The sequence below is a fragment of the Serratia sp. CY83965 genome (assembly GCF_052166375.1).
GTDB classification, from domain to species: Bacteria; Pseudomonadota; Gammaproteobacteria; order Enterobacterales; family Enterobacteriaceae; genus Serratia; species Serratia marcescens.
In genome coordinates this window covers 1,078,540-1,091,826 of the sequence record NZ_JBJNOV010000001.1, presented here as the reverse complement: position 1 = coordinate 1,091,826, position 13,287 = coordinate 1,078,540, and the positions used below count along the sequence as shown (strand labels likewise).

The window sequence follows — 13,287 nt, the reverse complement described above, 5'->3', positions numbered from 1 at the left end:
CCAAGGGCCGCGGGCGCGGCCCTCATCATTTCCGCTCTGCGCCGCGGTGCGGCGCCTGGATTCACCCTTGCGAACGCTGCTTGTGCTCCTCCCAGCGCTCGCTCAGCGCGCTGAGCGCCTTGTGCGCCTGCTGCCAGCGCTCGGAGTCGCGCAGTTCCTGACGGGTGAACTGACCGCGATGATATAACCGCTTCACCTTCTCTGCTTTGACCGGGGACAGGTTATCCAACACGCTGACCGCGCCTTCGCGGTGGTTGCACACCAGGATCATGTCGCAACCGGCATCCAGCGCCGCCTGGCCGCGTTCGGCATAGCTGCCCATGATGGCGGCGCCTTCCATCGACAGATCGTCGGAGAAAATCACGCCGTCGAAGCCCAGCTCCTGACGCAGGATCTGCTGCAGCCAGTACGGCGAGCCACTGGCCGGACGCGGGTCCGCTTCAGTATAGATGACGTGGGCCGGCATGACGGCGTCCAACAGCTGGCGGTTGATCAGCTCGCGGAAGATCGCCATGTCGTGCTCGCGGATCTGCGCCAGCGGCCGCGGATCGCGCGGGGTTTCCTTGTGCGAATCGGCGCTGACGGCGCCGTGCCCCGGGAAGTGTTTGCCGGTGGTTTTCATGCCGGCGCTGTGCATGCCGAGGATGAAGCGTTCCGCCATCGCCAACGCCTGCGGCGGATCGCTGTGGAACGAACGCTCGCCGATCGCCGCGCTGCCGTGGCCGATGTCCAGCACCGGCGCAAAGCTGATGTCGATATCCTGCGCGATCATTTCCGCCGCCATCAGCCAGCCTGCCTCCTGCGCCAGACGGCCGCCTTCCTGCGCATCGTGCAACGCGGCAAACGACTGCGCCGCAGGCAGACGGGTGAAGCCCTCGCGGAAGCGCTGCACGCGCCCGCCTTCCTGATCTACCGCCACCACCAGCCGATCGTGCGATTCGGCGCGGATCTGGCGCACCAGCTCACGCAGTTGCTCCGCATCGTGGAAGTTGCGGGTAAACAAGATCAATCCGCCAACCAGCGGGTGTTTCAATATTTCGCGTTCTTCTGCATCCAGCTCGTAGCCGGCGACATCTAGCATTACTGGGCCCACGGGCACCTCACTTCATTGTGTTCGTTCAGAATTCGGATGGTGATAAACAGAATCGCCGGCGCAGCGCAGCGCCCCAGCGCAAAAATTCAACGTCGCCGCTCTGCTGCCAGCGCACTTCAAACCACAGCAGCATCAGATAATCCACCCACGGCAGCCAACGGCGCACCTGTGCCTGCAGCCGGGCGATGTCGTGATAATCCTGACGCGCGTAGTGCTGCAAAAAGCGCTGCTGCTGTTCGGCCGACCAGCCGTTGCTGCGAAACAGCGCGGCGATATCCAGCGCCACATCACCGTCGGCGGCATACTCCCAGTCGATCAGCCGCAGCCCTTCGCCGGTGGCGAGCAGATTGCCCGGATGGATATCCATGTGCAGCGGCGCCAGACGCAGCGGCCGTGGCAAGGCGCTGCGTAAAAAATGACGCTGCAGGCGCAGCCAGGCGGGGGTTAAACGCCGCGTATCCAGCTGCTGCCAGTAGCGGAGGAACTGCCGCCGCAGATCCAGCCGGTAACCGCTGAGCGGCCGCCGATGCAGCGTCGCCACCATCGCCGCCAGCTCGCCGCGCTGATTCAGCGCGTCAAACTCGGCAATTGTGACGACGTCACCTTCAAGCCATTCGAGGATAAGCCACTGATTATTCTGCGCGAAAACCCGTGGCCCCAGCCCCGGCGCGCAGCGACGCAAGACCTGCGCTTCCCGCCGCCTGCTCACGCCCAGCGCGCGTTTCTCCGCGCTGTGTTGCCGCGCCAGCAGCGTAATGCCCGCGCCGTCGATACGCCAGCTCTCGCCGGTCAGCCCCTGCACCGGGCTGAAATGACAACCGGCGGTATTCACCGCCGGCAGTCTGGTTTCCATCAATCGTCGCAGCGCGGCCTCAGCGTTTAACGGCGCCATTGCCCGACCAGACGATCTCGCCGGTTTGCACCAGCATCAGCTGCATATCCAGCGCCGGCGACTTCACGTCGCCGCTGACATCGCTGTACAGCACGTACTGCGCGCCGACGATGCGCGCCAGGCCAATCGCCTTGCTGCGCGAGCCGAAGCTGTCATCCGCCGACAGGCCCAGCGTTTGTCTGGCGCTGGTCAGCTTCGCTTCCGGCACCACGCTGAAGGTGGAGTTCGACGCCAGCGCCTTATACAGCGCCGCGGTGGCTTTGCCCATCTGCAGCGAACCGTTGGTGTTGTTCTTGACGCTGTCCAGCAGCAGCACGCTGCCGGCCGTGACGCCATCGGCCTTCAACATCTGCCCCACCAGCGGCTGAACGCTGCCCAGCCAGTCGAGCTGCTGGATTTTCGGCGGCTGCGGCACCGGCTCGGTAGTTGGCGGCTGCGGCTGCTCGACCGGCGGCGTCGGCTGATCCGGCTCGACGGTGACCGGCGGCAGCGGTTGTTCCGGCTCAGGCGGGCGCGACAGACAGCCGCTCAGGGTGAATGCGGCCAGCGCCACTAAGACGTACTTTTTCATGCTTTTTCTCCAAACCTGGCAAGCGCTTACAGGTACAGATACAGACGCGCGCTTTTAGCGTCCAGATTGCCGTTAATCGAGTAGATTTTGGCGTCCGAGTTGGGCGCCACCACGATCTCGCGCGGTTTCTCGAAGGGGCGAATATCCAGTCCCTGCGCGTCGTACCAATAGAAACGGTAATGTACGGTGACCGGCGTCGGCTGACTGTTATTGAGCACCGAGGTTGCCATCACCCGCCCGGAAGCGTTCGAAATCGAGGGCGTATCGGCCAGAATGCCGGCGGTCAGCACCGAAGGATCCATCACCACCGTCTGCCCTTGGTTGACCGCGATGCCGGGCGGTGAGCTGCATCCCATCAACAACGCGGCGGGCAGCGCCAACGCCATCAGACCACGCAGAGTTTTTTTACCGCGCATGATTTCCTCGCTTAACGTGACAACAGCGGCCCCAGCGAGCGGCCACCGACCAGGTGCATATGAATATGATAGACCTCCTGACCGGCGTGGCGATTGCAGTTGACGATCAGGCGGTAGCCGTCCTCGGCGATGCCTTCCTGTTCGGCGATTTTCGCCGCGGCGGTGATCATGCGGCCCAGCGCGGCTTCGTGCTCCACGGTCACGTCGTTGACGGTTGGGATCAGCACGTTGGGAACGATCAGCACATGGGTGGGCGCCTGGGGGGAGATGTCACGGAAAGCGGTCACCAGTTCATCCTGGTAAACCACATCAGCAGGGATTTCGCGGCGGATAATTTTACTGAAAATCGTTTCTTCGGCCATCTGGCGTTCCTTGTTTTACACAATTAGCTGTACGCAGTATGAGTGACAAATTCTACTGCTTTCAACCTGATTGCGCACTTTCCACGTCGAGTGCTGCAGATTCGCGCAGGCCGGCCCCCCGCTTGTGCATCTTTTCACTTTGGTTATTCACTATTGTTGCTTTACTTGCCCCGCGCCGCCGCCAATAGTAACCCCATGATTAACAAAGGATAGAGGGCGTTATGTTACCGAGGATTCCGGCGCTGTGCGCGCTGTTGCTGAGCGCCGCCGTGCAGGCGGCCCCGTCGGGCGGTATCGATCTGCAGGCTAATCGACAGCCGATACGCGCAGAGAAGAACCCCGCCGCTATCGCGCTGATTCCGGCGAACTTTCACTTCGCGGTGCCCGGCAAGCTGACGGTGGCGGTGGCATTCGAGAACTCCCCGCCGCTGGCGCTGTTCGCCGAAGACAATAAAACGCTGATCGGCAGCGATCCGGACATCGCCCGCCTGGTGGCCGACAGCCTCGGGCTGGAGCTGAATCTGGTGCCCACCTCCTGGGAAGATTGGCCGCTTGGCATCAGCGCGGGCAAATACGATGCGGCGATCTTCAACATCGCCGTCACCAAACAGCGTAAAACCAAATTCGACTTCGCCACTTACCGAGTGGACACGCTGGGCTTTTACGTCAAATCCACCAGCAACATCACCGCGATCAACCGGCCGCAGGACGTCGCCGGTCTGCGGATCATCGTCGGATCCGGCACCAATCAGGAAAACATTCTGCTGGGATGGGATAAGCAGAATCGCGCCGCCGGGCTGCCGCCGGTGCAGCCGATCTACGTGACCGACGACGCCGCCACCAACCTCAGCATTCAGTCCGGGCGCGCCGATGCGTTCTTCGGCCCCCACTCTACCGGCGCCTACAAGGCGGCGCTGACCGGCAAAACCAAAATGGTCGGCATCGGCCCCAACGTGGCCTATGTCGCGGTCACCACCAAAAAAGGCAACGGGTTGGTGAACGCCGTCAACGCCGCGATCAATGGCGCGATCGTCAGCGGCGAATATGCGCAGGTGCTGGAACGCTGGGGCGAGGGCGACGAAAAGGTCGAGCGTTCAACCATCAACCCGCCGGGCATCGGCGACTAGCCGCCGATCAGCTGCGGCGCATGTCGGCGCATCCACTCGGCCAGCGAGTCCAACGTTGGCCGCAGCGATTTGCCCAGCGCGGTGACCTGATACTCCACTCGCGGCGGCACTTCGGGAAACACCTGTCGCGTCACCAGACCGCGCTGTTCGAACAGCCGCAGCTGGCGCGTCAGCTCTTTTTGCGCAATGGGCGCCACCGCCCGCTGCAGCTCGCTGAATCGTACCGGGCCATCGATCATGATCAGCCGGTACAAGATCGGTATCGCCCATTTGCCCGACACCAGATTGACGAAGTCCACCATCGGGCAAGGTTCACCCGCCGTCGGCAACGCCGCCAAATTATTTTCCGCCGCTAAGGGCGCTTGCGTCGTCATTTCATCCCACCTCGTCCATTAGTATCCAAAAGGTGCCTACTATGCAAAAGTAACTATAGCGCAAATAATGCCGAAACTGACGCTAAAGAGGAATCGGTTATGTCACGACTGCAAGGCAAATACGCATTGATCACCGGCGGCACCAGCGGCATCGGGTTGGAAACCGCCCGCCAGTTCATCGCCGAGGGCGCTTTGGTTGCGATCACCGGCCGCAGCCAACGCGCCCTGGACGCGGCGGGCCAGGCATTGGCGGGCAACGCGCTGCTGCTGCTGAGCGACGCCGGCGACCTCCCACAACAGCGCGCGCTGGCGCAGCAGTTGGAGCAACGGTGGCCGCGGCTGGACGTGCTGTACGTTAACGCCGGCGATGTCACGCACCGCCCGCTGCAGGAATGGGATGAACAGAGCTACCAGCGGCTGATGGACATCAACCTCAAGGGACCGTTCTTTCTGATCCAGGCGCTGCTGCCGCTGCTGGCCAACCCTTCTTCGGTGATCCTGTGCGGTTCGGTCAGCGCCCATATCGGCCTGCCGCAGAGCAGCGCCTACGCCGCCAGCAAAGCCGGTTTGTTATCTTTGGCCAGAACGCTCTCCGGCGAGCTGCACTCGCGCGGCATTCGCGTCAACGGCCTCAGCCCCGGCCCGACCGAAACCCCGGCGCTGGGTAAGCTGGGGCTGGCGGAAGCGGATGAGCAGGCATTGCGCGACGATATCCGCGCGCTGGTGCCGATCGGCCGCATGGGCAGCGCGCTGGAACTGGCCAAAGCGGCGGTGTTTCTGGCGGCGGACGAGTCGGCATTTATGGTCGGCGCGGAGCTGCAAATGGACGGCGGCGTGGGGAACCTGTAACCGCGCGCGACACCCTAAGAAGGCCGCTTGCGCGGCCTTTATCTGTCCTTATCAGCTCACCCCTTGAATCGGATTGGTATTAAAGGTGTAGACCACGATCTTCCATTGGCCCTGCTGTTTCTCCAATACAAATACTTCACGGTTTAAATCGATCAGGGTGGCGCCGTCGCTTATTCGGGTGACCGTTGCGCCGCGATGATGGTGCGTTCGCACATAGGCCATATTACCGTTCACGCTGACGCTGTCATAAGCAAACTCGGTTTCAAATTTCTCGTTTTTAAATAAGTTGTCATATTGTTGGCGGCGCTTTTCATTGCTGTCCGCCGTCGGTTTTTCATTCCATTGCGAGTAACTTTCTGGCGCAAAAAGTGACAAAATCGTTTGTGTGTCGCCGGCGTTAAGCGCTGTCTGGTAGCGGTTTATCAGCTCATACACCGCCTTCTGCTCTGCCGCGACGCCCGCCTCTGCGGAAACCCTGTAACGTTGAGGTACGGCCTCGCTGCTTGCGGCATAAGTTTGGCCGCACAAACCCGCGCCCGCCAATAACAATACGGCAGTTAACTTTTTCATATAAATATCCTCTTCGGCGTTATTTCATTATGGCAATAAAGGATGCGATTTCAGATAAATAAAAACGCTTAAAATAAATTATCCAATGCCGCGTTAAATTGACAGCTGGCATATTTAAAAATACTCTTTTAATAATTTAAATAATGGAAACTGTTAACATGAACGAACTGCATGCGTTGCGCGTCTTCTGCCAGGTGGTGGAAATGGAGGGATTCAGCCAGGCTGCAACCAAAATGGGGCTATCCCCAGCCAGCGTCACGTACAGCATCAATCAGCTTGAAAAACAGTTCGGGCAGTCCCTCTTCAAGCGTTCAACCCGGCGCTTCTCGCTGACCAGCGCCGGGGAGCGTTGCTATCGCACCGCGCAAGAGATACTGCGGCAGTTTGACCAGCTGAAAAACGACATGTCGGGTGACTTTGAACAACCGCGCGGACCGCTGCGGGTTGAGATAGCCTCAATGCTGAGCAGCATGCATATCGCCCCGGCGCTGCCGGCTTTTTTGGCGCAATACCCAGAGTTGCAGCTCAGCGTGTCGGTTAGCGATCGCTTGGTCAATCCGGCGGAAGATCGCGCCGACGTATTTATTCGCATCGGCGCCGGCGACATCCCCGAGATGGTCAGCCGTCAATTGCTGCAACCACGCTACCTGTGCTGTGCGTCGCCCGATTATTTTGCGCGCCATGGCCGGCCGGAACACCCGGAACAGCTGCAACAGCATCAGCGGCTGGGATTTATGCGTTCAGGCGCAGCGGCGGCGGACGACTGGCAGTTCATTCGCGGCGACGAACGCTACTCTCTGGCGCCCAGCCCGCTGCTGAGCTTCAACCATTCTCAATCGCTGTGCGAGGTGGCCAGGAATCACCTCGGCCTGGTTTACTTGCTGGATTGCACGCTGGAAAATTATCTGAAAACAGGGGAATTGGAGCCGATACTGCAGGAATGGGCGCCCACAGGGGCGCCGATCAATATTCTCTATCCGCGCCTGCGGGATCGCAGCCACAAAATTCGGGTCTTCGTCGACTTCATCAGCGAGCTGTTTACCGACAAATTCGCCAGGCCCTGAGCGCGCGCCTCACCCCAGTCCAGGGATATCGACGCCGAAAGTCTGCAGCAGCAACACCCCGTTGAGCAGCACGATCACCACCGTGCCGACCACCGCCGCCAGACTGGTCCAGCGGCCGTTGGCGAACTCGCCCATGATGTCGCGGCGACGGGTGAACATCACCAACGCGATCATCGGCGCCGGCAGCGCCAGGCTCAGCACCACCTGGCTGTAGACCAGCGCGTCGGTGGCGTTGACGCCCATCGCCACCACGATAAACGCCGGCACCATGGTGACCAGGCGGCGCACCCACACCGGGATACGGAAACCGACGAAGCCCTGCATGATCATTTGCCCGGCCATGGTGCCCACCACCGAGCTGGAAATGCCGGAGGCGATCAGCGAAGCCAGGAAGATGCCGGCCGCCGCCGCGCCGAACAGCGGCGTCAGGGTATGGTAGGCAGTGCCAATTTCGGCCACGTCGCTGTTACCGGCGTGGAAGGCGCTCGAGGCCATGATCACCATCGCAATATTCACCAGCCCGGCAAGGGCCAGCGCGATCACCACTTCAATATTGGAAAAGCGCAGCAGCTTGCGCCGCTCGCCGTTGTCGCTGGCCGGGCTGCGGTGCTGGGTCAATCCCGAGTGCAGGAAAATGGCGTGCGGCATCACGGTGGCGCCGATAATGCCGACGGCGATGGTCAGCGCCTGGGCATCCGGCAACTGCGGCGTCACCATGCCGATGCCGGCCGCCTGCCAGTTCACCGGCACGATGAACATCTCCACCAGATAGCACAGCGCGATGATGCCCACCAGGCCGCCGATCATCAGCTCGACCGGGCGGAAACCTTTCTTTTCCACCATCAACAGCGCATAGGTGATCACCGCCGTCACCCCCATCCCCGCCAGCAGCGGCATATGGAACAGCAGCGCCAGCGCAATCGCCCCGCCGAGAAACTCCGCCAAATCGGTGGCCATCGCCGCCACTTCGCTGAGCAGCCACATGCCGATCACCACCGGCCGTGAAAACTGGTCGCGGCACATTTCCGCCAGATTGCGGTTGGTGACGATGCCCAGTTTGGCCGACAGCGCCTGAAACAGCATGGCGATCAGGTTGGCCATCACCACCACCCACAGCAGGCTGTAGCCGTATTTCGCCCCGGCCTGAATGTTGGTGGCGAAATTACCGGGGTCCATATAGGCGATCGAGGCAATCACCGCCGGGCCGGCGAACAGCAACGGCGTAAAGGCGCCGCGCTTGCGTCCGGCAAGGGCGGCGCCAATCGCAATGTTGGTCCGTTCGGTTAACGATGAGGGAGTAGCCGCGTCTCGCATGAAGTACCCTTAATCTTTTACTGGTTATTTTTCCACCGATCATGCTGACAATGTAGCATCGGCTACACTTTATGCAACAGGCGAAATTAATGGGCTTTGTGTAGAGATATTTCTAACTACCACAATGCGTGGCATCGAATTGATAATGTGTGCTATTTGGACTAACTTAGGGCAACCCTCCTCGCATTGCCGGGAGACGCCATTTTTATGCTTACAGGACGCCCTACGCTATGGTTACCCGCGCGCCAGATAACGCCGACCGCCACGCCCAGACCGACATGCCGGACGAGGCCGAGCACGCCCTGCGTTTTAGCCGCGCCCGCGAAGCGCAGTCCAATGCGCTGATCGAAGATTACGTTGAGCTGATCGCCGATTTGCTGCAAAGCACCCGCGAAGCCAGAACCACCGATATCGCGCGCCGCTTCGGCGTGTCTCACCCGACGGCGATCAAAAATATCGCGCGGCTCAAAAGCGCCGGGCTGGTGGAGTCGCGCCCTTATCGCGGGGTGTTTTTAACCGAGGAAGGCGAGCAGCTGGCGCAGAAGGTGCGCCGCCGTCACCGCATCGTGGTCGATCTGCTGATGTGCCTCGGGGTGCCGAGCGAAACCGCCGAGCTGGACAGCGAAGGGATTGAACACCATATCTCGGACGAAACGCTGGCGGTGTTCGAGCATTACCTGCAAAAACATGCCAAACCCTGACTCCCGGAGCGCCGATGAGCTACGCCGTGCAGCAAGTCTACGATCTGTGCCTGGTGGTTTTCGCCGAAGCCGGGCCGATGTTGAAAGACGAAAACGACGTCAGCCTGTTTATCGCGCCCGCCTTTGAACACGAGGCCGGGATGATTGCCCTCCCCATCAACCGCCTCGACGCCACCTTCTTCCAGCTCAAAAGCGGCATTGCCGGCGCCGTATTGCAGAAATTCATCAACTACCACCTGCGCGTGACGCTGCTGGGCGATATCACCCCTTGGTTAGCGCAAAGCTGCGCGCTGCAAGACCTTGTGCGCGAAGCCAATCGCGGCGAACAGGTCTGGTTCCTCCCTTCTCTCGCCGAGCTCGAACAGCGCCTTGGCGCCTGACGGCAGGCAATAAAAAAGCCCTACTTGTATTAGCTCAAACTTGACAGTCAGAGTTGGATGAAAGTAAACACAAGGATTTTATTAATGGACGGTTTATTGATATTTACATTTAGAGACTTAGTTGCCTTTATGATCCCTGCTTTTATTGGAGTACTCATCTTCATTAGGAGGAGTAAACGGAACAAAGTCAGGGTAAACTGTCTTTTTCTTTGGCTTGTTTTAATAACAGGTTCTTTTGTGGAAATATGTACAACTATATACACAACATACTCCTACAGGCACAATCACCTATATAATAATGATAATTATACCACTACATTTAATTACGACCTTGCGAGCATTGTTTTTTCTGCAATTGTCATGCTTGTTTCTGTTGTGCTTTTTCTTCAGGAGTTACGTTTAAAAAAAAATGTTCATTGAAGTATGCCGACTTCCGGCACAGCGATTTCCTGTCCGATTAGGTTAAACCTCTGTGCCGAAACAATGCCAGATCAAATCTGAGCTAATCCCCCCACTCAAGGCTCTTTCTTCTCCTGTAGCACCGCCGGCACCGCCTATATCTGCCAGTATCAAGTACAGTCAGATCACGGAAAAGAAATTGTCGGTCATACTGTACCGCAATCATGCTTGTGAGTTCGTGGTGATATACGCCAATATCATCAGTGTCAGAATTTCGAATGCAGTATCACATTCACGACGCTAAACAGCGTTGAAAAGCTGGTAACAAAGCGCGGCCCGCGCGAAGAGCTACCGCCCGACTTTATCCCGCAAGACGCTTTCCCCACGTCTCACTATGGGCGTGATCAGCTCAACCTGTCACTGTGAATCGGCACCGCCTTTGAGCGGGGTTTTTTATCATCTGTTTTCATAGAGATGCTAGGCACAGAGCAAACCAGACGGGTAAAAATGTGGTCAACAAAAATAAAAAACTTATATTTTTCAATGAAATAAAAAACAAAAAAGGGAGGCTTTCGCCTCCCTTGGTAACTCCCCTGCCTGAATCAGTGATTACGGATGTATTCGTCCATATCGGTTTTCAGGTTGTCGGACTTGGTGCCGAAGATGGCCTGCACGCCGGAGCCAGCGACGACTACGCCGGCTGCGCCCAGTTTCTTCAGGCCCGCCTGGTCGACTTTGGACACGTCGGCCACGCTGACACGCAGACGGGTGATGCAAGCATCCAGGTTAGTGATGTTTTCTTTACCGCCGAAGGCCTGAACCAGCGCCGCGGACATTTCGGAACCGCCCTGCGCAGTCTGCTCGGCAGCGGTGTCTTCACGGCCCGGAGTTTTCAGATCCAACTTGGCAATCAGCACGCGGAAGATGGTGTAGTACACCAGACCGTAGACGATGCCGACGATTGGGAACAGCCAGATTTTGCTGCTGTTGCCGCTCAGTACGATAAAGTCGATCAGGCCGTGCGAGAAGCTGGTGCCGTCACGCATGCCCAACAGGATGCAGATTGGGAACGCCAGACCGGCCAGGATAGCGTGGATCACGTACAGGATCGGCGCAACGAACATGAAGGAGAACTCGATCGGCTCGGTGATACCGGTCAGGAACGAGGTCAGCGCGGCGGAGATCATGATGCCGCCGACTTTCGCGCGGTTTTCCGGCTTGGCCGAGTGCCAGATGGCGATGGCCGCAGCAGGCAGACCGTACATTTTGAACAGGAAGCCGCCGGACAGTTTGCCCGCGGTTGGGTCACCCGCCATGTAGCGAGGGATGTCGCCGTGGAACACCTGGCCCGCCGCGTTGGTGAATTCACCGATTTGCATTTGGAACGGCACGTTCCAGATGTGGTGCAGACCGAACGGCACCAGAGCACGCTCAACCACGCCGTAAATGCCGAAGGCCACGACCGGGTTCTGATAAGCCGCCCACTGCGAGAAGGTCTGGATAGCCGTACCGATCGGCGGCCAGATGAAGGACAGCACTACGCCCAGAACGATCGCCGCCAGACCGGAAATGATCGGCACGAAACGCTTACCGGCAAAGAAGCCCAGGTATTCCGGCAGTTGAATGCGGAAGAAGCGGTTGAACATATAGGCCGCGATGGCGCCGGAGATAATCCCCCCGAGCACGCCGGTATCCGCCAGGTGTTTGGCCGCAATCTCTTCAGCCGGCAGGTGCAGCACCAGCGGCGCAACCACCGCCATGGTTTTCACCATGATGCCGTAAGCTACCACCGCCGCCAGCGCGGAAACGCCGTCGTTGTTGGTGAAGCCCAAGGCGACGCCGATGGCGAAAATCAGCGGCATATTGGCGAAGACCGAACCGCCCGCTTCCGCCATCACGTGGGAGACTACCGCAGGTAGCCAGCTAAAGTTGGCGGAGCCGACGCCCAGCAGGATACCTGCGATAGGCAACACGGACACCGGCAGCATGAGCGATTTACCTACTTTTTGCAGGTTTGCAAATGCGTTCTTGAACATAGTTGAGTGTGCTCCTGAGTAATAATGCTTTGCTACTTCTTGTCGCGATGATTCGCGCTGCAAGGGGGGGAGAAAAACCCCTGCAATTCAGGGTGTCTGAGCACCCCTTGAATTTATTACGCAGAGTAAAATAAATAGCCTGCGCAATGTTTGATGACAATCACGTTTCGATGATCGAGCCGCGCAACTTTTGCAAAAATCGGCGTTTTTTTGGCAAAACAGAGCAAAAAACGCGCGCCAACCACCTTGAAACGGGAGGGAACCTTACCCGTTTCAGTGATTAATTACGAGCTTAAAAAAAATTACGCAGACAATGACCTACAGCTATAGCCTAGGTCAAAGATCACAGTTCGAGGTGAAATAAGCGTGAAAAGTTGGCGGTGGTGGCTTCGGCCAGTTGTTCCAGGCTAACGCCCTTCAATACCGCCATGTATTCAGCCACATCACGCACATAGGCGGGTTGGTTTTCTTTGCCGCGATGCGGCACCGGCGCCAGGTACGGCGAGTCGGTTTCCACCAAAATGCGATCCAGCGGCACATAACGCGCCACTTCGCGCAGCTGTTCGGCATTGCGGAAGGTGACGATACCGGAGAAAGAGATGTAGAAGCCCAGATCCAACAGGGCTTCGGCCGTGGCCAGATCTTCGGTGAAGCAGTGCAGCACACCGCCGCAGTCCTGTGCATTCTCTTCACGCAGGATCGCCAGCGTGTCCGCGCGCGCATCGCGGGTGTGGACGATCACCGGCTTGTTCAGATCCCGGCCAATGCGGATATGTTCGCGGAAAGAGTCCTGCTGCAGCTCAAGGTTGTCTTTCTGGTAGAAGTAATCGAGCCCGGTCTCTCCCAGCGCCACCACCTGCTCCGCCGCCGCCAGGCGACGCAGTTCGGCGTAATCATAACCCTCTTCCAGATTGAGCGGATGCACCCCGCACGAGAAGGCCACGTCGTTGCGCTCGCCGATCAGTTCGGTCATGGAACGGTAACCCGGCAACGTGGTGGCGACCGCCAGCACATAGCCGACGTCGCGCGCTTTGGCCTTGGCCAGCGCGTCGTCCACATTCTGGTGCAGCGTCTGATAATCCAGACTGTCAAGGTGGCAATGAGAATCGACTAACAACATAATGTTTAACTCTTTAACT

At 58.8% G+C, this 13,287-nt stretch carries 16 protein-coding genes; 6 read left to right on the top strand and 10 right to left on the bottom strand.

Annotation, left to right across the window (positions count from 1 at the left end; translation table 11 throughout):
* Window positions 1–61: 61 nt before the first annotated feature.
* Genes nagZ through hinT form a run of 5 tightly spaced genes read right to left on the bottom strand, consistent with a single transcriptional unit; the run spans window position 62 to window position 3,334 of the window.
* Window positions 62–1,081 (bottom strand): beta-N-acetylhexosaminidase, encoded by a 1,020-nt coding sequence (nagZ, locus tag ACJ8PL_RS05445; protein WP_016928173.1) that lies wholly within the window; start codon window positions 1,079–1,081, stop codon window positions 62–64.
* 37 nt (window positions 1,082–1,118) lie between these two features.
* The gene (thiK, locus tag ACJ8PL_RS05440; RefSeq protein ID WP_028128025.1) at window positions 1,119–1,985 is read right to left on the bottom strand and encodes a thiamine kinase; all 867 of its coding nucleotides are present in this window, start codon (window positions 1,983–1,985) and stop codon (window positions 1,119–1,121) included.
* Window positions 1,966–2,556: a penicillin-binding protein activator LpoB gene (gene lpoB / locus ACJ8PL_RS05435; protein ID WP_004928784.1), complete on the bottom strand. Its 591-nt coding sequence runs from the start codon at window positions 2,554–2,556 to the stop codon at window positions 1,966–1,968. Before lpoB ends, thiK begins: the two co-directional genes overlap by 20 nt.
* A gap of 26 nt (window positions 2,557–2,582) precedes the next feature.
* Window positions 2,583–2,972: a YcfL family protein gene (locus ACJ8PL_RS05430; protein ID WP_016928175.1), complete on the bottom strand. Its 390-nt coding sequence runs from the start codon at window positions 2,970–2,972 to the stop codon at window positions 2,583–2,585.
* A gap of 11 nt (window positions 2,973–2,983) precedes the next feature.
* Window positions 2,984–3,334, bottom strand: a complete 351-nt coding sequence (hinT, locus tag ACJ8PL_RS05425) for a purine nucleoside phosphoramidase (protein ID WP_004928776.1) — start codon at window positions 3,332–3,334, stop codon at window positions 2,984–2,986.
* 221 nt (window positions 3,335–3,555) lie between these two features.
* Here hinT and ACJ8PL_RS05420 point away from each other — a divergent pair, with 221 nt between their 5' ends.
* A complete protein-coding gene (locus ACJ8PL_RS05420) occupies window positions 3,556–4,461 on the top strand; it encodes an ABC transporter substrate-binding protein (RefSeq protein ID WP_049191427.1) in 906 nt (301 codons plus the stop codon).
* On the opposite strand, the gene ACJ8PL_RS05415 is transcribed toward ACJ8PL_RS05420, so the two are convergent.
* On the bottom strand, window positions 4,458–4,835 hold the full coding sequence (locus ACJ8PL_RS05415) for a winged helix-turn-helix transcriptional regulator (protein ID WP_072270887.1): 378 nt from the start codon (window positions 4,833–4,835) through the stop codon (window positions 4,458–4,460). The genes ACJ8PL_RS05420 and ACJ8PL_RS05415 overlap by 4 nt on opposite strands.
* A 99-nt stretch (window positions 4,836–4,934) precedes the next feature.
* On the opposite strand from ACJ8PL_RS05415, the gene ACJ8PL_RS05410 reads away from it, so the two are divergent.
* Window positions 4,935–5,684, top strand: coding sequence for an SDR family oxidoreductase (locus ACJ8PL_RS05410; RefSeq protein ID WP_442530887.1), 750 nt, complete (start codon window positions 4,935–4,937; stop codon window positions 5,682–5,684).
* A 51-nt stretch (window positions 5,685–5,735) separates the two neighbouring features.
* On the opposite strand, the gene ACJ8PL_RS05405 is transcribed toward ACJ8PL_RS05410, so the two are convergent.
* A complete protein-coding gene (locus ACJ8PL_RS05405; RefSeq protein ID WP_016928179.1) occupies window positions 5,736–6,254 on the bottom strand; it encodes a YybH family protein in 519 nt (172 codons plus the stop codon).
* A 158-nt stretch (window positions 6,255–6,412) separates the two neighbouring features.
* Between ACJ8PL_RS05405 and ACJ8PL_RS05400 the strand changes: the two genes are divergently transcribed.
* On the top strand, window positions 6,413–7,318 hold the full coding sequence (locus tag ACJ8PL_RS05400) for a LysR family transcriptional regulator (RefSeq protein ID WP_016928180.1): 906 nt from the start codon (window positions 6,413–6,415) through the stop codon (window positions 7,316–7,318).
* A gap of 9 nt (window positions 7,319–7,327) precedes the next feature.
* Here the strand turns inward: ACJ8PL_RS05400 and ACJ8PL_RS05395 are convergent, their stop codons facing one another.
* Window positions 7,328–8,632: an Nramp family divalent metal transporter gene (locus tag ACJ8PL_RS05395; protein ID WP_028128024.1), complete on the bottom strand. Its 1,305-nt coding sequence runs from the start codon at window positions 8,630–8,632 to the stop codon at window positions 7,328–7,330.
* Window positions 8,633–8,862: 230 nt separating this feature from the next.
* Here ACJ8PL_RS05395 and mntR point away from each other — a divergent pair, with 230 nt between their 5' ends.
* The 3 genes from mntR to ACJ8PL_RS05380 all read left to right on the top strand — a co-directional run bounded on the left by mntR (window position 8,863) and on the right by ACJ8PL_RS05380 (window position 10,538).
* Window positions 8,863–9,333: a manganese-binding transcriptional regulator MntR gene (mntR, locus tag ACJ8PL_RS05390; RefSeq protein ID WP_016928182.1), complete on the top strand. Its 471-nt coding sequence runs from the start codon at window positions 8,863–8,865 to the stop codon at window positions 9,331–9,333.
* Window positions 9,334–9,347: 14 nt separating this feature from the next.
* Window positions 9,348–9,713, top strand: coding sequence for a DUF4180 domain-containing protein (locus tag ACJ8PL_RS05385; protein ID WP_110146879.1), 366 nt, complete (start codon window positions 9,348–9,350; stop codon window positions 9,711–9,713).
* Between the two features lie 645 nt (window positions 9,714–10,358).
* A complete protein-coding gene (locus ACJ8PL_RS05380; RefSeq protein WP_071525972.1) occupies window positions 10,359–10,538 on the top strand; it encodes an ogr/Delta-like zinc finger family protein in 180 nt (59 codons plus the stop codon).
* A 176-nt stretch (window positions 10,539–10,714) separates the two neighbouring features.
* Here ACJ8PL_RS05380 and ptsG read toward each other — a convergent pair whose 3' ends face one another.
* On the bottom strand, window positions 10,715–12,148 hold the full coding sequence (ptsG, locus tag ACJ8PL_RS05375) for a PTS glucose transporter subunit IIBC (RefSeq protein WP_016928184.1): 1,434 nt from the start codon (window positions 12,146–12,148) through the stop codon (window positions 10,715–10,717).
* A 343-nt stretch (window positions 12,149–12,491) separates the two neighbouring features.
* A complete protein-coding gene (locus ACJ8PL_RS05370; protein WP_016928186.1) occupies window positions 12,492–13,268 on the bottom strand; it encodes a metal-dependent hydrolase in 777 nt (258 codons plus the stop codon).
* Between the last annotated feature and the right edge of the window lie 19 nt (window positions 13,269–13,287).